Here is a 22292-nt window from a genome sequence, read left to right on the forward strand (position 1 = left end):
CTAAAACGCATAACCAATAGCAATTTGAGGTGAATAACCCAGGTTTGCATCATAAGAAGTAGCCATATCCATTAGCAATTTCTTGTAATTCAAGCCAAAACCGGCATATTGTTTAAAAGGCTTAACACTTAAACCACCTCTTAAACTCAATAAATCAATTATTTTATAATCTACCCCTAAACTAACATCAATAACATGATTTAAAACTTTATTTACAGTTGTAGCGATTAACACCTTATCCGAAACGGAGTAACAAGCACCTATATTAAATGAAACAGGTATTTCTGCTAGAATTTCGGTAGCGCTAAATTTTTGTTTTGCTGGATTACTGGTATAGGCTCCTAAAATGAGTTTGTTGCTTAATTTATAAAGGATACCTGCATCAACCGAAAAACCTGTTGATACGCCGTAATTTGTAATTTTAAGCTGATGATAATTTGCATTTAGCCCGATAGATAACCTATTGCCAAACCGCTTTGAATAAGCAATTCCTATTTTACTTTCATTATAATCGGAAAAGCCGTACCGTTCTAAACTTATACCAGCAAAATTATTTTCTACTGGTATAACTGCCACCAATCCTTGCGTACTAATCTCATTACTAAAGAGGTGTTTTATATAATTAATCGATAAAGTAGACTGCGTTAAAGCAGTAATTCCGGCAGGGTTAGCCTTTAACGACCATACATCGGAAACGGCAGCACCATTGTTGCCCATAGCAGTTAGCCGAGGCCCTAAATTGTTTTGGGCAAATAAATAAAAAGGGGTGAGGGAGATTAACAATACATTCCATATTTTCATTTGAGGGCGTTAAACCGGTAAATAAAAAATAGGGCTGATTGTTATTTGGTTATCCTAATATAAAGAAAAAGTATAAAACAAAAAATATATTTTATTTGATTACCAACCTATTATATTGAATTCACAATAAATATTTTATAATTCTTGTGCCAGATTAACCAGAAAACCTTTAAGCTTTTCTAAAGAATCAATAATTTTCTGATTCTCTTTAACATCCGATTTGTTGTTTTTCAAATGCTCCTTTGCACCTTTAAGTGTAAATCCTTTTTCATCAACCAGGTTAAAAATTATCTTAAGGTTTTCGATGTCTTCAGGAGTAAATAAACGATTACCTTTTTTATTTTTTTTTGGTTGAAGGATGTCAAACTCTTTCTCATAAAATCGAATTTGGGAAGCGTTAACATTAAACATTTCAGTCACTTCGCCCATAGTATAATACATTTTATTGATATCTCTTTCTTTGTAAGGCATAATTTGTGATTGATTATTAAGGTTTTACATCGATTAATTAAAGTATTCAAATGTAGCTCGATTTTTCCTTATTAACGCAATAAAATTTTAATTTTGTTCCTCCAATTAATAAAATGTAATGACAGCAAAAGAGATTAGACAGGCATTCCTTAGTTTTTTTGAATCGAAACAACACCATGTTGTTCCATCGGCACCAATCGTAGTTAAAAACGACCCCACTTTGATGTTTACCAACGCAGGTATGAACCAGTTCAAAGATTTGTTTTTAGGTGAAGCCGCAATAAAATATGCCCGTGTAGCCGATACACAACGCTGTTTACGTGTTTCAGGTAAACATAACGATTTAGAAGAAGTAGGTATTGATACTTACCACCACACCATGTTCGAAATGCTGGGTAACTGGAGTTTTGGTGATTATTTCAAGAAAGATGCCATCGCCTGGAGCTGGGAACTTTTAACTGAAGTTTATAAAATACCTAAAGATAAGTTGTATGTTACCTATTTTGAAGGAGATGAGAAAGAGGGACTTGCAAAAGACCAGGAAGCTTATGACTTATGGAAACAATATGTAGATGAAAGCCATATTTTACCTGGAAACAAGAAAGACAATTTTTGGGAAATGGGCGATACAGGCCCTTGTGGACCATGTTCTGAAATACATGTTGATTGCCGTACTGAAGAAGAAAAAGCTTTGGTTGATGGCGCTAGCCTTGTAAATGCCGACCACCCGCAGGTTATTGAAATCTGGAATAATGTATTTATGCAATTTAACCGTCTGAAAGATGGTTCATTGCAAAGTTTACCAGCTAAGCATGTTGATACCGGAATGGGCTTTGAACGTTTGGTGCGTGTTTTACAAGATAAAACTTCCAATTATGATACTGATGTTTTCCAACCTTTAATCCAGTTCATTGCTGAAAAATCGGGAATTAAATATGGAGCTGACGAGAAAACAGACATCGCTATGCGTGTTATGGCCGACCATATCCGTGCCATTTCATTTGTAATCGCCGATGGACAGTTACCATCAAATAATAAAGCAGGTTATGTTATTCGCAGGATTCTACGCCGTGCTGTACGTTATGCCTATACTTTCTTAAACTTTAAAGAGCCGTTTTTAAATCAACTGGTTCCTTTATTGGCCGAGCAATTTAAAGGTGTTTTCGATGAACTCATTTCGCAGCAAGATTTTGTACAGAAAGTAGTTTTGGAAGAAGAGGTTTCTTTCTTAAGAACGTTATCTACCGGAATACAGCGATTTGAAAAATATCAGGCCAAAAACAATTTAGTTGAGGGAAGCTTTGCTTTTGAATTATCGGATACTTTTGGTTTTCCGATAGATTTAACTGAATTAATGGCTCGTGAAAAAGGCTGGAGTGTTGATTTAATCGGATATGAGCAAGCCCTTAAAAAACAGAAAGATGATAGTCGTGCAGCAACTGCTATTGATACTGGTGACTGGGTTATTGTCAATACCGATGACCAAAGCGAATTTGTAGGTTATGACGAGCTTGAAATCGAAACTGAGATTTTAAAATACCGCAAGGTTAAGGCAAAAGGAAAAGAACAATTTCAAATCGTTTTACGCCAAACACCTTTTTATGCAGAAAGTGGTGGTCAGGTGGGAGATACCGGCCGTTTGGAAGACCATAGCCGTCAGTTCTGGATTGATATTACTGATACTAAGAAAGAAAACGGATTAACTGTTCATTTTGCTGATATTCTTCCGGATAACCTGGAAGGTAAATTCTGGGCAGTTGTTGATGAAGACAAACGCATTTTAACTGAAGACAATCATTCGGCTACACATTTATTACATGCGGCATTAAAACAGGTTTTAGGACAACATGTAAACCAGAAAGGTTCATTAGTTAATGCAGATTATTTACGTTTCGATTTTTCTCATTTTGCAAAAGTAACTGATGAGGAATTGGCACAGATTGAAGTAATCGTAAACCAGAAAATCAGGCAAAACATTAAACTTAAAGAGCAAAGAAATGTACCTTATCAGGATGCTATTGAAAGCGGTGTAACGGCCTTGTTCGGTGAAAAATATGGCGATTTTGTCCGTATGATTACTTTCGACGATCATTTTTCTAAAGAGCTTTGCGGTGGTACACATGTTAAAGCAACGGGTCAAATTGGCTCATTCAAAATAATATCAGAAAGTGCCGTGGCCGCAGGTGTGCGTCGTATTGAAGCCATTACTGCCGATAAAGCTGAACAGTATTTCTTAGATCAACGTCGTGAACTTGGCCATTTAAAAGCCCTTTTAAACGGAAGTAAAGATTTATCAGCTTCTGTTCAGGCTTTGCTGGATGAAAATGCAAAGCTCAAAAAGGAAATCGAAAAATCTACTTTAGAACGCGTTAATAATCTTAAACATGAGATAGTTCATCACGTTAGGGGAATAAACGGAATTAATTTAATCGCGAAGCATATCGATTTACAAAGTGCTGATGCAATTAAAAACCTGGCCTTTTCACTTAAAGAAATGATTGATAATTTGTTCCTTGTATTTACATCAGAAATTGATGGTAAACCAGGTATTACCGTTATGCTTTCTGACCACCTGGTTAAAAAAGGAATGAATGCATCAAACATTGTCCGCGAATTGGGTAAAGAAATCCAGGGCGGGGGTGGCGGTCAGCCTTTCTATGCAACAGCAGGCGGAAAAAATCCTGCGGGATTACCAAACGTTCTTCAAAAGGCAGAAAATTTTATTCACTAATCATACCTAAATTAACCTCTTAAATGAAAAAACATTTTTTGTTAGCCCTTATCATGGCTTCATCACTATTTGCTTTTGCGCAAACAGATAGCGTTTCAAAAACTATTAAAGCTAAATCAGAAGCCATTGGTCATGGTGGAAACAATGAAGTTAAAATTAACTTGCTCAATACAGTAATTGGGATTCCTGAAATTTCTTATGAGCGCTTGCTCGAAGATAACATGGGTGTTGGGGTTTCATTGGCCGTTAGATTAACGGATGAAAATGTTTATGGAAGTAGAATTAACTATTTGGTTACACCGCATTACAGACTTTATTTTGGCTCGAAAAAGGCTAACGGTTTTTTTATCGAAGGAAATGCTGCAGTAATTTCTTATAAAGAGTTTGATGGCAGTACCCTTCCTTACACATCATATCCAGTAGGATTTGATTATTCTACTTTAGATAAGAATTACACTAAATTTGGACTTGGAGTTGCTGCTGGCGCTAAATTCTTAACAAGAAACGGATTTCTAGGTGAACTTCTTTTAGGAGGAGGAAGGGTTTTTAAAAGTAATTCAATCGATGCCTTTCCAAGAATAGGTATCACTATCGGAAAAAGATTTTAAAATAAAAAAAGGAGGCCTTCAAGCCTCCTTTTTTTTAATGTCTTCCATGTCCGCGACCATGTCCATTACCAAAATGATTACCATTTCCTCTTCTTTCGTAATGTTTGAATTCATTGCGTTGTGGCCTGTAATTTCTTCGTCCGCCACCATATGAGGTGCGTATAACATTTACATGATTAGAATACCTTACTCTATGTGTACTGTAACTGCGATAAGGACTATTTCCATACATCACGATTTTTCTGCCACGGTGCAAATCATATCCTCTATACCTTGCAGGTAAATATCTTGATCTAACCCACCTGCTACCACTTAAGTAAACAAATTGCCTTTGAGGAACATAATAATAGGATTCTACCTCTGGCAGATAATAATAATTAACACTTTGATAACCTACGGGAACCCATGCAGGTTGTGTACCGATATTTACATTTAAACTTACCTGAGCGTTAGATTGATTTGATGTTAAAGCTACGATTCCTAAAATCGCAGAGATGATAAATAACTTTTTCATAATCGTTTCTATTAGTGTGTGCTATTCTAAATTCAAACGCTGTGCCAAAAATTCTATTGTAACGGATTTATAAAAAAGGGAGCTTCATTCGAAACTCCCTTACCACAACTAACTATTAATATTATCCACGACCTTTACCGTTATTTCTTTCCGGACGGTTATTCCCACCTCTGTATCTGTTTTCTTCTTGATTATTTCGATTGCCATGATTGCCGTTATTAACTTTTACAACAGTTTTTTGATTACGATATGACCTGCTGTTATTTATAATTACAGTTTTATTTGAATTATATTTAGGATGGCCTTTTACAACATAATATTTGCTGTCACGGCTATCTCTGATTACCTGTTGACGACCATAATAATTTTTAAACTTACTGTATCGGGCTACGTAAACACTGTTTCTCAAATAAGGTTTAGGCTCATTAATAACCACTTTGTAAGCCCTGTACACATCGAAATTACCGAATCGGGCAGGTAAACTGTTTACCCATGTCCAGCGGCCACCATTCGAGTAAATATATTGACCAGATGGGACGTAATAGTAGGCATCAATATCAGGGAAATAGTAATAATCTACATGATTATAGCCTGCTAGTCCCCAAACAGGCTGAGAACCTATATTAACATTTAAACTAACCTGCGCATTTGCATTGTTTATGCCGGATAATGAAACCATCAGAACTACGGCAAATAACACTAACTTTTTCATAACATTTTTAATTTTACGGTTTCTTATAAGGATTAATTAATGAAATAGACATAGCCATTACACAACTGTTTAATTGAGACAATTCGTTTTAACATTCTTTAACTATATTTGCGTGCATAATACATTTAAAGGCACCATTTTTATATGAGTTTAGGTACTACCGAAAACAAATACGAGCTCGTTTCAGGTCTGGAAATTCACGTTCAGTTAAACACCAATACAAAAATATTTTCAGCTGATAGCGCATCGTTCGGAGCATTACCTAATCAAAATATTTCGACGGTTTCATTGGCATTACCCGGTGCATTACCCAAATTAAATAAAGAGGTGGTGGCCAAAGCCGTTCGTATCGGCCTTGCATTAAACTGTACAATTAATCAGGTTAACCATTTCGACAGAAAGAATTATTTCTATGCCGATTTACCAAAGGGCTATCAGATTACGCAGGATAACCAACCTATTTGTGTAAATGGTTTTCTTGAAGTTGAACTGGCGGATGGTTCAACTAAAAAAATCGGAATTAACAGAATTCACCTTGAAGAAGATGCCGGAAAAAGCGTACACGACCAGGACGATAACTTTTCGCTAGTCGACTTAAACCGGGCTGGCGTACCCTTAATTGAAATCGTAACCGAACCTGATATCCGTAGCGCTGAAGAAGCATCAGCATTGTTAAGTGAAATCAGGAAACTGGTTCGACATTTAAATGTTAGTGATGGTAACATGGAAGAGGGAAGCTTACGTTGCGATGCCAACATATCCATTCGTCCTGAAGGTTCAGCCGAATTTGGCACAAGATGCGAAGTAAAAAACTTAAATTCTATGCGTAATGTGCGCAGGGCAATGGATTTTGAATTTGGTCGCCAGGTAGAAGTAATTTCCAGTGGAGGCAAAATTGTTCAGAGTACATTAAACTTTGATGCAGATAAAGGTACCACTTCGCCAATGCGAACAAAAGAAGAAGCAAATGATTATCGTTATTTCGCCGACCCTGATTTACAGCCAATCAGCATTTCTGATGATTGGTTAGCAGAAATTAAATCAGCGATGCCTCCTTTGCCTAACGAAATATCAAAACAAATGATTGCTGAATTTGGTATTAACAAAGCCGATGCTACTTTATTTGCTGAAGATTTAGATTTGCTTGCTTACTTCAATCAGGCTTTGCCAATTGTAAAAACAAAGAAAACATTAATCAACTGGCTAATTGGGCCAATTAGAGCCGTTTTAAGCGAAAAGGAAATAAGCATTGCTAATTATAAGGTAAAACCTGAACAACTCGCAGCGACCATAAATCTGGTTGATGAAAAAAAGTTAACGCAACAAATCGCTGTTCAAAGATTATTACCTGCAGTTGAAGAAAAAGAAAATGTTGATGTCGCTGCTCTTGCACAACATTTAAACCTGCTTATCACCGAAAACACCGGTGAGTTAGACGGTTTTATAGATGAAGTATTAAATAAATACCCACAACAGGTTGAAGCGTATAAAAAAGGTAAAAAAGGCGTTTTAGGTTTGTTTGTAGGCGATGTAATGAAATTGGCTAAAGGTAAAGCTGACGCAAAAAAATTAAATGAACTGATACTTGAAAAATTAAAATAATGAAATTAAAAAATTTAGGCCTTATTGTATTAATAGCAATTGCTTTTACAGCCTGTAAACCAAAAGATAGTTTTACCATTGATGGAACATTTCAGAATCCGGGAGGGGAGAAAAAGGTTTTTCTGTATGGTATGCAAAGCAGCCAGATGGTTGCAATTGATTCGACCAATCTATCAGAAAAAGGCGCATTTAAGTTTATCCGTAAAACACCTTCTGTAGATTTTTTCAGGGTTTCAATTGGGAATCATGAGTTTATGTTAATTGCCAAAAATGGTGATGAAATTAAACTTGAGGCTGATTTAGCAGATAAAACAATGGCTTATAAAATTTCGGGAGCAAATGAAGTTGAAAAACTTTCTGAATTGAATACCATTAGAAATAATTATGCTAAACAGGTTGAACAACTTCAGTCGGATTTTGAGGCTAAAGTGGCAACACAACCTCAAAACAGGGCTGCCATTCTGGAAGAATTAAAACCAAGGTATGAATCATATACTAATCAGTTAAACTCATCTATCCTTAAATTCGCAAAAGATAACAAAGGAACTTTAGCCAGTTTCTATGCCATGAATACCTTAAGTCCGCAGGAATTTGAAGCTGAACTGGTAAAATTTGCCGATGAGGTAAAAGATGAAATTAAAGGCAATGCTACGGTTGATACTTTCGTTAAGCAAATGGCCTTGTTAAAAACGGTTCAGGTTGGGCAAATAGCACCAGCTTTTACCGCAAATACAGCCGATGGCAAACCTGTTAGTTTAACTGATTATAAAGGTAAGTATGTCCTGGTTGATTTCTGGGCATCTTGGTGTCAGCCATGTCGCCAGGAAAATCCTAATGTGGTTAAGGTTTATAATAAATACAGAACTAAAAATTTCGATATTTTAGGTGTATCACTGGATACTGATAAAGCTGCATGGTTAGGAGCAATCAAAGCTGATGGTTTAACCTGGACACATCTATCAGAATTAAAAGATTTCAACGGAGAAACCGTAAAAAAATATCAGGTTCAGGCTATACCGACATCCTATCTCATAGACCCAACAGGAAAAATTGCTGCAAAAAACCTCCGCGGTGATGAGCTGGATGCATTTTTAGCAAAAACGTTACGTTAAAAGAAACTCAATGTTAAACTAATTTAAGTCGTTAACAATTTCTTAACTTAGTCTTAACCAAAAATTACATCTGAGGCAGTATTTTCGTAACAAATATTTAACTATGAACAACGCAGGTCAGAAAATATTAATTGTTGATGATGAACCAGATATCCTGGAGTTAATTGAGTATAATCTTAAAAAAGAAGGATACCAGGTATTTACAGCCGCTAACGGTCAGGAGGGAATAACTGTTGCCAAAAAGGTTCATCCTGATTTGATTATTCTGGATATAATGATGCCGAAAATGGACGGGATTGAGGCTTGTCGCTTAATGAGAGCCATTCCTGAATTTAAAAATACATTTATGGTTTTCTTAACCGCAAGGAGTGAGGAATACTCTGAAATTGCAGGTTTTAATGTTGGTGCTGATGATTATATCGCCAAACCGATAAAACCTCGTGCTTTGGTTAGTCGTATTAACGCCATATTAAGAAGAAATGCCGGCACTGAGGAAGTTTCTGAAAATAAATTAGAAATAGGTGATTTAGTTATCGATCGTGAAGCTTACTTAGTATTTCAGGGCGGTACTAAAGTAGTTCTGGCTAAAAAAGAGTTCGAATTACTATACTTGCTGGCCTCAAAACCAGGAAAAGTATATACACGCGAATCAATCCTTAAAAATATATGGGAAGATTCAGTTGTGGTTACCAATAGAACAATTGATGTTCACATTCGTAAATTACGTGAGAAACTTGGTGAAACTTATGTATCCACAGTTAAAGGTGTTGGCTATAAGTTTGAGCTTTCGTAACTAAAAAGAAAAAAAATATTAAACCGTAGTTAGACTGTACAAATAGTTGCGCTACGGTTTTTTTGCGTTTATATATTTTCTTATTATATTGTATTTCAATTTATTAACAAAATATATGGCAATAAATCCACTTAGTCGTTACCATTTCTCTGTACAATGGGGCGGTGCCAGATTAGGCTTTGCAGAAGTCTCAGGTTTAAATATAGAAATTGAAGCGGTTTCTAACCGAGATAGTTCCAGCCCTACTGATAGCGGAAGAAAAACTCCTGGAATCCGTAAGTTTTCAAATATTAGTTTAAAGAGAGGTATCGCCAAAAATGACAATGATTTCTTCAATTGGATAAATACTAAATCTAATGGGAATATTGAACGGAGAGATCTTGTTATTAATCTTTTGGATGAAAGCCATGCGCCTATATTTACATGGCTCGTAAAAAATGCATTTCCTGTTAAATATATAGGTCCTGTTTTAATTTCAGACGATAGTGAAATTGCAATCGAAACTTTAGAATTAACGCATGAAGGATTAACTGTTGTTTCAGTTAAATAATTCTTTACCGGTCGATGGTAAAAAATATTTACCTATTTTTGCACTTCATTAATATCAGCACAGTTTGAAGTACCCCAATTTTAAAGACCTCATTCTTTTCGAAGACAATAATTTCATTGTAATCAACAAACCTCCTTTTTTAGCTTCTCTTGATGAAAGAGGCGGCTCGGGAGAAACTAATGTATTACGTTTAGCTAAACAATATAGCTACGATGCACAGGTTTGCCATCGTTTGGATAAGGAAACATCAGGAGCTTTAATTATTGCCAAAAATCCAGAAGGTTACCGGCATGCATCAATGCAGTTTGAACGTAGAAAGGTTGATAAAACTTACCATGCTGTAGTTGACGGACATGTAATTTTCGACAAACTGCTTGTTGATTTACCCATACTTAACGATGGAAACAAAAATGTAACAATCGATAGGGCTGAGGGTAAAAGAGCTGAAACAGTTTTCGATTCTTTAAAATACTATAAGCATTATACTTTGGTAGAATGCAAGCCAATAACCGGCCGTATGCACCAGATTCGCATCCACCTGGCTACACAACGTGCTGCCATAGTAGGCGATAGCATGTATAAGGGTAAACCCGTATTCCTCTCTTCCATAAAGCGAGGTTATAAAATAGCCAAAGGCGAAGAGGAGCAACCCATTATGAAGCGGTTTGCTCTGCATGCACGCCACCTTGTTTTCAAAGGATTAGATGATAAAGACATCATCATCGATGCACCATACCCAAAAGATTTTGCAACACTCATAAAGCTCTTAGATAAATTCGATGCTTAAACCGTAAAGCCCTTTACGGGCTTGAATAAATAGAATAAAATGTATATCCGCTTTGTAAATTACCTTGATAAGATTAACCAATTTAGAAAATCAAAAATATCAAACCGTAATTTCTTAGTCGTTCTTGCTGTAATTGTTGGTGTTTTAGCCGGCTTAGCTGCTGCCGCTTTAAAAAGTTTAACCCATCATATCGAAGAGTTTCTTCAGTCAGACTGGCATTGGAAATATAAATATTATCTGTATTTCATTTTCCCAATGATTGGTATTTTCCTTACGGTGTTATACATCAAGTATTTTATCAGGAAAAATAAATTCGAAACTGGGTTAACACCACTGCTTTATGCCATTTCAAAAAAATCGAGCAGGGTAGAACCTCATAATATCTATTCACAAGTCATAACTGCAGCTATAACTGTTGGTTTTGGTGGTTCAACTGGTCTGGAAGCGCCAATTGTTACAAGTGGTTCAGCTATTGGTTCAAACCTGGGTCGGTTTTTAGGCTTATCTTATCGCGAAATTACAATGCTTGTGGCTTGTGGCGCTGCAGCAGGTATTGCAGGCGCTTTCAACAGTCCAGTGGCGGGAATCGTTTTTGCCATCGAAATCCTTTTGCCTGAATTCACGATCCCGGCATTTATTCCATTATTACTTTCTGCTGCTACAGCTGCTGTAGTAGCAAGGCTTTTTTATACACAACAATTATTTTTTCTAGTAACAGAAGGCTGGAAAATAAATGCACTATTTTATTATGTACTTTTAGCCGGGCTTATTGGCTTATTTTCTATTTATTTTACAAAGGCAAATTACGCAGTAAAAGGCTTATTCTATAAAATAAAGCATCCGTATACCAAGGTTGTTATTGGTGGTTTGTTGCTTGGTTTATTGGTTTTCCTTTTTCCAACGCTTTACGGTGAAGGTTATATCACCATTAAGAATTTATTACGTGGCGATTACCTCGCTGTAATTAACAATAGTATTTTCGAGGATTATAATACTATTCCGGCCTTGGTGGTCTTATTTACAGTGGTCACCATTTTTATGAAATCGCTAGCTACATTAATTACACTTGGTGCTGGGGGAAACGGAGGAACCTTTGCCCCGAGTTTAATTATGGGAGGCTTAATTGGTTTCATTTTCGCCTTTACGGTTAATCTTTTGGGAATAGCACAGTTGAATGTTTCCAATTTTATAGTAGCGGGCATGGCTGCAGCGCTTGGCTCCATTATGCATGCCCCATTAACCGGAATTTTCCTTATTGCCGAGATTACCGGGGGCTATATCTTAATGGTTCCCTTGATGATTACAACAGCCATTTCATATGCTATTAACCGCAGTTCGCAAAAACATTCTATATATACAAAAGCATTGGCAGAAAAGGGCGAATTGTTATCGCATGAAGATAAAGATACAACTGTATTGAACCAGATGAAGTTGAAGTATCTGGTCGAAACAAATTATCCCACATTAAATATGAATGATTTTCTTTCAGCCAAAATGAACCAAATTGTGCAATCACATAAAAATATTTGTGCTGTAACGGATGAAACAGGCGATTTTAAGGGAATTATTTATGTAGAAACACTTTTTAGTGAAATGATAAATACTGATGAGAGAGAAAGCCTAACTGCATCTCATTTAGTGCAGCCTGCTCCCGATACGATTAAAGCCTCGGATGATTTAAAATCAGTACTTAAAAAAATGGAACAGGAAAATGTTTGGGTTTTACCAGTTATTGATGAAGCTAATCATTATAAAGGTTTTGTTTCAAAAACTGCTGTTTTCAATAAATACAGAGCCTTGTTGATGAGACAAAATGATTATATGGGCTAAACCTTTTGGCTATTGTCATTCTGAGCTTGTCGAATAATTTTTAGAGATTGCGTTTCGACAAGCTCAACGTGACAAGTTTACATAAAAGGAAAAGGTATATCGAGTAGTACACTCGATATACCTTTTTTATTTTAAATAAGGTTATTCTGCTCTTTTTAAGCCAAATTTTTCAATTTTACTGTACAAATGACTTCTCTGAATATCAATCTCGTCGGCCGTTTTTGATACATTCCAGTTATTTTTTTCCAGTTTAAATTTAATAAACTCTTTCTCCGCGTGATCTTTATAATCCTGAAAATTACTAAAGCTATCGAAAGAAGATGAAGAGACAGGATTGCCGGAAGCACCTGCAATCTGTGTACTTGTTGCCGCTCCAATATTTGTTCCACCGCCAGGATTGGCAAAAGCTCTAACATCGTTATCAGTAATTACTTTATCACTTAAAATAATTAAGCGTTCAATCATATTATGGAGTTCACGAACGTTACCTGTCCATGGTAATGCCTGTAATGCTACCATGCCTGCCTCGTTTATTTTCTTCACTGGCATACCGTAGTCGCTACAAATACTTTCCAAAAAGTTTTGTGCAATTACCGGAATATCGTCGGTACGTTCGGTTAAATGTGGAACATGAATATTAATAACATTTAAACGATGGTACAAATCCATACGGAAATTACCGTCTTCAATCTCTTTAAGTAAATCCTTATTGGTAGCTGCTAAAACACGAACGTTAACATCAATTTCTTTCTCTCCACCAACACGTGAAATTTTATGTTCCTGCAAGGCACGCAATACCTTTGCTTGTGCAGAAAGGCTCATATCACCAATCTCATCTAAAAATAAAGTACCGCCGTTAGCCAGTTCAAATTTACCGATACGTTGTTTTACAGCCGACGTAAACGAGCCCTTTTCATGTCCGAATAATTCACTCTCAATTAATTCAGAAGGGATTGCTGCGCAGTTTACTTCAATAAGAGGACTATCTGCACGGTTTGATTTTTCATGCAACCAGCGTGCAACCAGTTCTTTACCACTACCATTTGCACCTGTAATTAAAACACGTGCTTCTGTAGGGGCAACACGCTCTATTGTTTCTTTAATTTTAGAAATACTTTCGGATTCACCTAAAATCTCGCGTGTTTTACTTGCTTTTCGTTTTAAAACTTTGGTTTCAGTAACCAAAGTTCCACGGTCTAAACCATTGCGAACAGTAATCAATAAACGGTTTAAATCTGGTGGTTTTGAAATGAAATCGAATGCACCCTTTTTACTTGCTTCGATAGCAGTTTCTACAGTTCCGTGACCAGAAATCATAATGAAAGGTAAATCAGGTTTGATCAGAAGTGCCTGCTCAAGTACCTCCATACCGTCCATTTTATTCATCTTAATATCGCAAAGTACCAGGTCGAAATTTCCCTTTTTTATCATTTCGAGCCCATCGATACCATTATCAACATCCTCTACATCATAATTTTCATATTCAAGGATTTCGCGTAGGGTACTTCTTATTGCCCGCTCATCATCAATAATTAATAGTTTGGCCATTCAGTTTTGTTTATTCTAATTCAGTTACGAATATATTATTTTTTAATTAATGTATAGTTTTTTATACAATAGTTTAGGCTATAAACCAATAAAATTGAAAAAGGTTTTTTCGTTTTTTTTGAAAATGAATTCCACTATTCTTCGGGATGTATAGTACTGCTGTTCATTAAAGCCCTATAGAGAAAAGCGGGGGCTAGCATTACCAATCAGGTTTATGAACTTAAAATTGTGCTTAAAAAAAATGCAGGTTTATAAGCCGGGTTCTGTTTCTCAATTTCTCGAGATTTCTATCATTAATCCACTGTAAACGTTGCCGTTTACCTCTAACGACCTACCCACTAACATCGGACGGGCAGCCCTACATGCGTTAGCCTATTTGGTCTTTCAACTCCCGGGGTTTACAAACAATACAGTCGCCTGTAATGCTCGTGCGCTCTTACCGCACGTTTTCACCCTTATCCCAACTTACGCTGAGACGGTATATTTTCTGTTGCACTAATCCGTAATTCAGATTTTCATTCCTGAATCCCTTTCCGTTAGAAAGCGGGATGCCCTGCGTTGCCCGGACTTTCCTCTCTCTCGATTTTACCCGAAACAGCGATAGAACAACCTGCATTTTTTTTTGCAAAGATGCAGGTTTTTATTCAATTATTTTCTAATTACCCTATTATAGAATTCATTCTCAATATCGGGCATACCTAAAACAGGTTAAATAACTGATAATAAATATTTTATTAATGGTTACTTACAATTTTGAAGCTGGGTTGAAACTTGTTGATAGGACACAAATCCTTGCTTGTTACCAAAAGAATTGGTAACATACACCATCACCTGTGCAATATCAATATCTGCAAGTTCAGGAAATGCAGGCATTTTCTCCTTGTATTCTTTACCGTGAATGATAAACGTTTCGTTAGCTCCATTTTTAATAATACAAGCTAAACGGGTTTTGTTAGTTTTCAGGAAAACTGAGTCGGTTAATGGTGGCGCAAGCTCCCCTAATCCTTCTCCGTTTTCACCATGACAATTTTGGCACCGGGTTTTATAAATATCTTTTCCATTCGACATGTAGTTTTGCAAATCAATTTCCTGCTGGCTTTGACAGGAAACTATTATTGCTACTAAGGAGAAGAAAAAGATAGAGTAGATGATGTATTTACGCATGAATGTTTTTGTTTGTATAGCCACGGAAACAAGAGAGAAAAACGAATACTTAATTCCGTGTAATTCTGTGTTTCCGTGGCAAAATATTCTATTTCTTATACTCAGCCAATAAAACTGGAATATCTTTTTTCAACTGCTCAACCTGGTCTTCTTTTGTGCCATCGTAAGCGCCCCGAATTCTTCTGTCTTTATCAACCAAAACCAGGTATCCCTGATGTATATAACCATCTTTAGCGGTGCTATCTTCGCCAACAGCTACTAAATAGTTCTTTTCTGCCAAAGTATAAACACTGTCCTTGCTACCATAAAGAAACTGCCATTTTGGACCATCAACGCCTAACTTTTGTGCATATTTCTTTAAAGCTGATGGTTTATCATATTTAAAATCTATGGTATGTGATATGAACATCACATCAGGATTAGTTTTAAAATCGTTATAAACTTTCATCAAATTACGATGCATAGTAGGGCAGATGGTGGTGCAGGAAGTAAAAAAGAAGTCGGCCACATAAACTTTGCCATCGGTTATTTTATTAGTTGTAGCTACACTGTCCTGATTTAAAAAAGACCAATTTGGAATCGTTTGATAAACGGTATCTATCTTTTCAACACCAGCAGCATCACGAACTGTTTCGGCATGACGCTCACCATAAATAGGAAGTTTTTTTTCTTGCTGACAAGAGGAGAATATGACTATTGATAGTGCACACACAGCTATCATTGAAGTAATTTTATTCATGTTTTAATTTTAAAATGTAAATATACGCCTCTCTTATGAGAAGGCAATTAATTATTAAAAGCTTTTACTTTTTTACGTATTTCGATGGTTCTGCTAAAAATTTCTGTTTACAACTTTCTGAACAGAAATAATAAGAAACCTTATTGAAAGTAGTTGTTTTTGAACCTGTCTGCTTAATTTTCATATTGCAAACCGGATCGATAATTTTCTTTTGGGTAGAATCTGAAAGCACAGTTTTTCTTATGCTAATCATTGAATTGCCATTTGAATTTAAGCTTATTGTTGTAAAACCTATTAGTGCGATTAAAAAAATTAGTTTTTTCATATTATTTAATGTTTATTCTTTTCGTTCTTTTTTACTGGATTGATATTATAAATTTTCAAAACTGAATCGGATGCTCTTGTTACTTTAATGTATGCATCTTCAACTGCCCTGATTTTTATCATTTCTGATTTGTAGTAATCCAAATCTTCCTGTTCAGTCTTTCCCTTAAAATCATCTTTAAAAAAAAGCATCCAATCCATCATGTTTTCATCAGCTTTGTTTAAGCTACTAATCAAATCTGTTAATTTCAATGAATCTTCAGGTAATTTTATATATCCAGATTTTAACAATGAATCGAGTTTAATTCTGTTTTTCACCACCTTTTCGCCATCAATCATTAACTTATCATGAATGTTTAATACTTCCCTTTTTACAGCAGCTGAATCGGGTTCTGTTTTGCATGACGTAATAAACCCGGCAGTTATACTTAATCCTAATATTGCCGTTTTCTTAATTCGGCTCATTATTTTTTCCATTTGATTAAAAATTATAAGTAATTCCTACATAAACTTTCCCGGCACTCATGGGGTGATCGGTTTCTGCTTCCCAGATATTTTTTTGTATTCCGGCATTTAAAGCAATGTTCTTGTAAAAGATGTCCGCTCCAATACCGCCCATTAAATTGTTCATTACATGTTCACCCGTTTTAACGCCATTATATTTTTCACCACCAGAGTACTCATAAAAAAACTGTGCTGAAGGCATTACCTGAACATCTTTACCAATACGTTGGGTATAAAAGATATTCAAAAAGCTGGTTGTACTATTTGCAATTCCCTCATTTCGACTATTTGTTCCATTAACCTTGTACGATGTATTTAGACTAGCGCCAAACTTTCCTAAACCAACCATGTAGTTTAAGTAAACAAATCCATCAGTGCTACCTGTTCCACCTTGCATAAGCGAAGCATAACGAATACCATCATTGTTTTTAAAATCATTCTTTCCTGTAGGAAGTTTTATCCCTGCACCAGCAATTAACTGTTGTTTAAAATTAGCTTCCAGCTTTTGCACAAGGTGATAACCTGCATATACATTTACATCTCCAATTCCTGAAATTGATGAAGTATATCCATTATAACGTTCACTGTTGGAAACGTAAGGTAGAATGGCGTTAATTTCAATTCTGTTATTTATGAAATACTTTCCACGAATTTCCAATGAGCGGTAAAGTTCATAATCTTCGGGATTACCGGCATGCCCTGTAATTGGCACATTCTGACTTCGTGCCGGGATGAAAAAATTTCCGCCGTTAGGAAATAAAGAATGAGATTGTCCATCGTAACCATTAAATGAGCGGTAACGATACAGTAAACTGATGCTGTTACGGTTATAGTATGGTGTAATCCCCATAAAACAACCACAAATATCGCACGCAATAGCCTGGCCACTTAATAAAACCAAAAGGAGAACTAGTAATTTACGATTCGCTATATAGTGTATTTTTGATGAATTCATTATCTGTTAGTGTTTTTAAAAATGCTTTGATTTGTTCTTTTTCAGTGCTGCTTAACTTAATACCATTTTTAAGTTTTACATCGAGGTTGGCCGAAGCCTTTACGCCTGAATTGTAATGTTCCAATACTTCATCCAAACTATAAAAACGGCCATCGTGCATATAAGGAAAAGTATATTCGATATTTCTTAAAGTTGGCACACGGAAAGTTCCAAAATCGCTATTTAAGCCTGTAATGTGTGAACGTCCCTCATCCAAACTCACTACGTCCAGGCCATTGCTTCGATAAGAAAAATCGGTAAAAAATGGCTCAGTATGACATGAAGAACATTTCTCTTTAAATACGTTGTACCCAGCAAGCTCATCAGTTGTAAAAACTGCACCTTCCTTGCGCATCACTTTATCGTATTTTGAATTTCCTGAAACTAAAACAGCAGTAAATTGAGTAATCGACTTCAAAATTAGTTGCGAGTTAATTTCTGTTGAACCAAATGCCTTCTTGAATAATTCGGGATATGGAGCCGTATTTTTCAAAAAAGTTATAATAGTTGCAATGTCGGTTCCCATTTCACAGGTATCGGTAATTGCATTCAGGGGAGAAGTTTCGATGTTTTTTACACCACCGTCCCAAAAAAAAGCTTTTTGCCAGGCTAAATTAAATAAAGGGGGAGCGTTACGTTTTCCCTGACAATTATTTACTCCATGGCTTACCTTGTGGTCGAGATTTGCAAAAGCTGCAAATTGCTGGTGACAGCTTCCACAAGAAACACTTTTATCGGCAGAAAGGCGGGCATCGTAAAATAGCTTTTTCCCAAGTGCAAAACCTGCATTTGTTAGTTTGTTGTCTTCAAAATTGTATGTTGGAGCCGGAAAGTTTGAAGGTATAGTGAAGGCAATAAGTTTGTCTTCAGGTACAATATCCTCGTTATTCTTGCTACAGGCATACATCAATGCAATGCTTAAAAAAAGCATTGCAAAGACAATTAACTTCTTCAACATGTTAATTATGAATATGGTCTAACCTGAATAAACCTTTAGCATAATTATCTGCTACGATAACAGAATTTGCACCACCCATTGTAAAATTCAATGTAGCAAAACTAACATCTGTAGTTCCTGTAAATAAGGATGCAGCATTGATTATAAAATGCATATTTGGCTTGCTGTCTGTTCTTACCCTTAATGGATTTGCACTATTAATTTCAGTAGAAAAGGTCCTAATGGTATTATATGGATCTGTAACACCACCGATATGAAATGTTAAAGCATTTCCTGTTGCCGTCGATTGTGGCGAAGTCCCCTCAAGTTTCACGAAAATATAGCCACTGTTCCAGGTCCAGAACATGCCATTTATCGGATCTAAAGCACCAGTTTGTGCACCAGCAAAATTACGGGCATAATCTACACCGATGGTATATTCAATTTTGGTGTAATCGCCTGTAGGTACATCATTTAAGGTTATTATTTTTGATGCCGTTTTTGATTCGTCAATTAAAAAATAGCTTTCAGGGATTAAATAGCTGCTTCCGTCTGCCTTACTCAATTTAATGTTACTCACATAATATTTAAAAGTGCTGATCTTAAAATCTTCGTTTTTGGCATTTTTGTAAGTTGTAGTATTTAACGCTAATGCCGCACCATTAACCTGGTTTTCGAACTCAATGGTAAAGCTTGATTTTGTATCGGCAGTTACGGCATCGTCGCTTTTTTTGCATGATGTTATAAAAATAATAGGGCATATTAAAGCCATCATTAAGTATTGTGATATTTTCATCTGTTATAATTTGTTTAAATTGATGAAACTATCATGGTTGTGTTTTGAACTTTAGAGAACCATGATGATTTCATCTTGAAAATTGAATTTATAGTCGCTGTTGTTCTGATGAAATGAAGAATCCCTAACCTTTTGACAGAAATTAACATTAAACCAGAAAGCAGCTTTTTTGGTTCTTAGCAATGATATTCTTTGTCGTACGCAGAATGATAATTGCCAAAAACTTGCAATAGCATAACCATTGCAACTAAAAAATAAAATTTACTTAAACCGTTTTGGGTGGATGAAAAATTGATGCAGAAAGGTCTTTAACTGGTTTTTCGAGATAACCACTTTCTGATTTGACTGTAAAATAATGGATATCGTGATTGATAGCTACAGTCTGAAATTTTGGTTCAGCTTCTATAACTCTTTTTAGATTTTCCTGAACCTGCTTATTCTTTCCATCTAAATCTTTTAGTTTTTTGGCAAGAAAACATTGTCCATCACAGTGTAATTCAGGATGTTCTTTATTAATACAAAATACACTGGTAATGTATTCTTTGTTCATTTTATACCCAGAATAAACCACGAGTTGCATTGCTCCATTTGAGATGGAACAAATTACCAGTAGATATATAATGATTTTCCTAAACATTTTATTTGGCGCAAATGTATTAAAGAAATTGCTTGAAACAAAGAAAAAAGAGGATACAGATTAACGATTAAACAAATGCCAATTTATCAACTACTATATAGCTACCGTTGACTGAATTCAACACCAATGAATATGAAGCATTTGCCGAAAAATGATAAATGGTGGAATTGAACTATATGGCAATTAATGTTGTAAGCAATAGTTATTCTATTACACTCAATTTCTACTGACAGAACTCTGGAAATGGGTTACAAAAAAATCCTGATGCGGCTTTGCATCAGGATTAGTATTTATGTAATCCGATAATTAGGAATCTACGCCTGCAAATCTGCCATTACAGCTTTAATTTTATCGCCTAATTCTTCATTAACCTTGGCAAACGCTGCTCGGTCAGCTAACTTAGCGTTTACGCTGCAGTAAAATTTAATTTTTGGTTCAGTACCACTCGGACGTGCAGAAACAATGCTTCCATCTTCAGTTATAAACTGTAAAACATCAGATTTAGGGTAATCGAGTTTGCTAACATTTCCTGTAGTTAAATCTGTTTCTTTACCTAATTCGTAATCTTTTAAAACCGAAACTTTAGAGCCTCCTAAGGTAGCAGGAGGGTTGTTTCTAAATTTTTCCATCATAGCTTTAATTTCTTCAGCACCAGCTTTACCTTTTTTAGTCAAAGAAACTAAGTCTTCTTTATATAATCCGTATTCTACATACATACCTAGCATGGCATTATATAAACTATCGCCTTTATCTTTATAATAGGCCGTCATTTCGGCGATAAACGCAGCGGATACCACCGCATCTTTATCACGAACTAAATCGCCAATCAAGTAACCATAGCTTTCTTCACCACCAGCAATGAAAGTCTTTTTTCCTTGCAACTCTGTTATAATTTGTCCAATCCATTTAAAACCTGTTAAAGTATTGAAGTATTCTACATTTTTAGCATCGCAAATTGCTTTAATTAAGCTTGTGGTTACTATGGTAGATACAACAAATTCTTTCCCGGTTAATTTACCTTTTTCTTCCCAGGCAGATAAAACATAATTGATTAATAAACTCCCGGTCTGGTTACCATTTAACAAAACCCACTCACCATTATTGTCTTTTACGGCAATACCAACGCGATCTGCATCGGGGTCGGTTGCCAGAACCAAATCCGCATCAATTTCTTTAGCCTTGTTCATGGCTAAAGTTAAGGCATCTTTTTCTTCCGGATTAGGGTAAACTACGGTTGGGAAATTGCCATCAGGCTTACTTTGTTCTTCAACAACAGTTACATTGGTAAAGCCAAATTGCTCAAGAGCTTTAGGTACCAGCGTAATTCCAGTGCCGTGAATAGGAGAGTAAACAATTTTAAGATCCTGTTGTCTTTTTATTGCATCAGGCGAAATAGAGAGTGCCGTAATTCCATCAAGATAAAGTTTATCCACATCAGCACCAATCAATTCAATGTTTGCATCCACGCGGCCAAATTTAACCTCATCAATACTGCTGATTTTATTCACCTCATCGATTACTAATTTATCATCCGGCGAAGTAAACTGACCACCATCTGCACCATAAGCTTTATATCCGTTATATTCTTTTGGGTTGTGTGATGCAGTTAGCATTACACCGCTTTTGCAGCCAAAATGACGAACTGCGAAAGATAACTCTGGTGTTGGTCTTAACGCTTCGAAAAAGTAAACCTTAATTCCATTTGCAGAGAAAACATCAGCAGTGATTTTAGCAAAATAATCAGAATTGTTACGGCTATCATGTGCAATCGCCACACTAATTTTTTCACCTGGATATTTATTGTTTAAATAATTTGCCAGGCCCTGCGTTGCAGTACCAATGGTATATTTATTAATACGATTAGAACCAGCTCCCATAATTCCACGTAATCCACCGGTTCCAAATTCTAAACTTTTATAGAAGGCGTCTGTTAATTCGGTTGTTGCATTATTATCAACTAATGCCTGAATTTCGGCTTTAGTTTTTTCATCGTAATTTCCACTTAACCACTGATTAATTGTAGCTTGTGTTGATTGGTCAATTGATTGCATTGAGCTTTATTTTTAGTTTAATATCTCGTGTTGAACAAAATTTCTGTCATGAAGTTTGGTCGAAATAAAATAATTTCACTTTATCCA

Annotated in this window: 22 protein-coding genes and 1 other RNA gene; 8 read left to right on the forward strand and 15 right to left on the reverse strand. The window is 35.8% G+C overall.

Features of this window, described 5'->3' with window-relative positions; genetic code table 11:
- Positions 1-801: a hypothetical protein gene (locus R2R71_RS00960; protein ID WP_316829361.1), complete on the reverse strand. Its 801-nt coding sequence runs from the start codon at positions 799-801 to the stop codon at positions 1-3.
- Between the two features lie 135 nt (positions 802-936).
- Positions 937-1272 (reverse strand): MerR family transcriptional regulator, encoded by a 336-nt coding sequence (locus R2R71_RS00965; RefSeq protein ID WP_316799409.1) that lies wholly within the window; start codon positions 1270-1272, stop codon positions 937-939.
- A gap of 118 nt (positions 1273-1390) precedes the next feature.
- Here R2R71_RS00965 and alaS point away from each other — a divergent pair, with 118 nt between their 5' ends.
- A complete protein-coding gene (gene alaS, locus R2R71_RS00970) occupies positions 1391-4003 on the forward strand; it encodes an alanine--tRNA ligase (RefSeq protein WP_316829362.1) in 2613 nt (870 codons plus the stop codon).
- 23 nt (positions 4004-4026) lie between these two features.
- Positions 4027-4611, forward strand: a complete 585-nt coding sequence (locus tag R2R71_RS00975; protein WP_316829363.1) for a DUF3575 domain-containing protein — start codon at positions 4027-4029, stop codon at positions 4609-4611.
- A gap of 34 nt (positions 4612-4645) precedes the next feature.
- Here R2R71_RS00975 and R2R71_RS00980 read toward each other — a convergent pair whose 3' ends face one another.
- Both R2R71_RS00980 and R2R71_RS00985 read right to left on the reverse strand, forming a co-directional pair.
- On the reverse strand, positions 4646-5125 hold the full coding sequence (locus tag R2R71_RS00980; protein WP_316829364.1) for a hypothetical protein: 480 nt from the start codon (positions 5123-5125) through the stop codon (positions 4646-4648).
- 121 nt (positions 5126-5246) lie between these two features.
- Positions 5247-5837 carry a hypothetical protein gene (locus R2R71_RS00985; RefSeq protein ID WP_316829365.1) on the reverse strand — a complete coding sequence of 197 codons (591 nt, stop codon included), beginning with the start codon at positions 5835-5837 and terminating at the stop codon, positions 5247-5249.
- A 144-nt stretch (positions 5838-5981) separates the two neighbouring features.
- On the opposite strand from R2R71_RS00985, the gene gatB reads away from it, so the two are divergent.
- The 6 genes from gatB (at position 5982) to R2R71_RS01015 (ending at position 12511) form a co-directional block, all read left to right on the forward strand.
- Entirely contained in the window at positions 5982-7439 is a 1458-nt protein-coding gene (gatB, locus tag R2R71_RS00990) for an Asp-tRNA(Asn)/Glu-tRNA(Gln) amidotransferase subunit GatB (protein ID WP_316829366.1), read from the forward strand.
- A complete protein-coding gene (locus R2R71_RS00995) occupies positions 7439-8551 on the forward strand; it encodes a TlpA disulfide reductase family protein (protein WP_316829367.1) in 1113 nt (370 codons plus the stop codon). The genes gatB and R2R71_RS00995 overlap by 1 nt, the downstream gene beginning before the upstream one ends.
- A 103-nt stretch (positions 8552-8654) precedes the next feature.
- Positions 8655-9344, forward strand: coding sequence for a response regulator transcription factor (locus R2R71_RS01000; protein WP_316829368.1), 690 nt, complete (start codon positions 8655-8657; stop codon positions 9342-9344).
- Positions 9345-9459: 115 nt separating this feature from the next.
- Positions 9460-9894, forward strand: a complete 435-nt coding sequence (locus tag R2R71_RS01005; protein WP_316829369.1) for a phage tail protein — start codon at positions 9460-9462, stop codon at positions 9892-9894.
- Between the two features lie 64 nt (positions 9895-9958).
- Positions 9959-10681: an RNA pseudouridine synthase gene (locus R2R71_RS01010; RefSeq protein WP_316829370.1), complete on the forward strand. Its 723-nt coding sequence runs from the start codon at positions 9959-9961 to the stop codon at positions 10679-10681.
- Positions 10682-10720: 39 nt separating this feature from the next.
- Positions 10721-12511 (forward strand): chloride channel protein, encoded by a 1791-nt coding sequence (locus R2R71_RS01015; protein ID WP_316829371.1) that lies wholly within the window; start codon positions 10721-10723, stop codon positions 12509-12511.
- A gap of 141 nt (positions 12512-12652) precedes the next feature.
- Here R2R71_RS01015 and R2R71_RS01020 read toward each other — a convergent pair whose 3' ends face one another.
- The 11 genes from R2R71_RS01020 to R2R71_RS01070 all read right to left on the reverse strand — a co-directional run bounded on the left by R2R71_RS01020 (position 12653) and on the right by R2R71_RS01070 (position 22205).
- Positions 12653-14059: a sigma-54 dependent transcriptional regulator gene (locus R2R71_RS01020; RefSeq protein WP_316829372.1), complete on the reverse strand. Its 1407-nt coding sequence runs from the start codon at positions 14057-14059 to the stop codon at positions 12653-12655.
- Between the two features lie 236 nt (positions 14060-14295).
- An RNA gene (rnpB, locus tag R2R71_RS01025) (RNase P RNA component class A) lies at positions 14296-14676 on the reverse strand.
- A gap of 124 nt (positions 14677-14800) precedes the next feature.
- Positions 14801-15223, reverse strand: coding sequence for a cytochrome c (locus R2R71_RS01030; protein WP_316829373.1), 423 nt, complete (start codon positions 15221-15223; stop codon positions 14801-14803).
- An 88-nt stretch (positions 15224-15311) separates the two neighbouring features.
- Complete coding sequence (locus R2R71_RS01035) at positions 15312-15962, reverse strand: SCO family protein (RefSeq protein ID WP_316829374.1); 651 nt, start codon at positions 15960-15962, stop codon at positions 15312-15314.
- A 64-nt stretch (positions 15963-16026) separates the two neighbouring features.
- On the reverse strand, positions 16027-16287 hold the full coding sequence (locus R2R71_RS01040; RefSeq protein WP_316829375.1) for a YHS domain-containing protein: 261 nt from the start codon (positions 16285-16287) through the stop codon (positions 16027-16029).
- A gap of 5 nt (positions 16288-16292) precedes the next feature.
- Entirely contained in the window at positions 16293-16763 is a 471-nt protein-coding gene (locus R2R71_RS01045) for a hypothetical protein (protein WP_316829376.1), read from the reverse strand.
- 4 nt (positions 16764-16767) lie between these two features.
- Positions 16768-17745, reverse strand: a complete 978-nt coding sequence (locus R2R71_RS01050; RefSeq protein ID WP_316829377.1) for a transporter — start codon at positions 17743-17745, stop codon at positions 16768-16770.
- A complete protein-coding gene (locus R2R71_RS01055) occupies positions 17708-18742 on the reverse strand; it encodes a cytochrome-c peroxidase (protein WP_316829378.1) in 1035 nt (344 codons plus the stop codon). The genes R2R71_RS01050 and R2R71_RS01055 overlap by 38 nt, the downstream gene beginning before the upstream one ends.
- A gap of 1 nt (position 18743) precedes the next feature.
- Positions 18744-19517 carry an MbnP family protein gene (locus R2R71_RS01060; protein ID WP_316829379.1) on the reverse strand — a complete coding sequence of 258 codons (774 nt, stop codon included), beginning with the start codon at positions 19515-19517 and terminating at the stop codon, positions 18744-18746.
- 265 nt (positions 19518-19782) lie between these two features.
- Positions 19783-20067, reverse strand: coding sequence for a hypothetical protein (locus R2R71_RS01065; RefSeq protein ID WP_316829380.1), 285 nt, complete (start codon positions 20065-20067; stop codon positions 19783-19785).
- A gap of 401 nt (positions 20068-20468) precedes the next feature.
- On the reverse strand, positions 20469-22205 hold the full coding sequence (locus tag R2R71_RS01070) for a phospho-sugar mutase (protein WP_316829381.1): 1737 nt from the start codon (positions 22203-22205) through the stop codon (positions 20469-20471).
- Positions 22206-22292 lie beyond the last annotated feature (87 nt).

This window comes from Pedobacter aquatilis, from assembly GCF_032678405.1.
GTDB classification, from domain to species: domain Bacteria; phylum Bacteroidota; class Bacteroidia; order Sphingobacteriales; family Sphingobacteriaceae; genus Pedobacter; species Pedobacter aquatilis_A.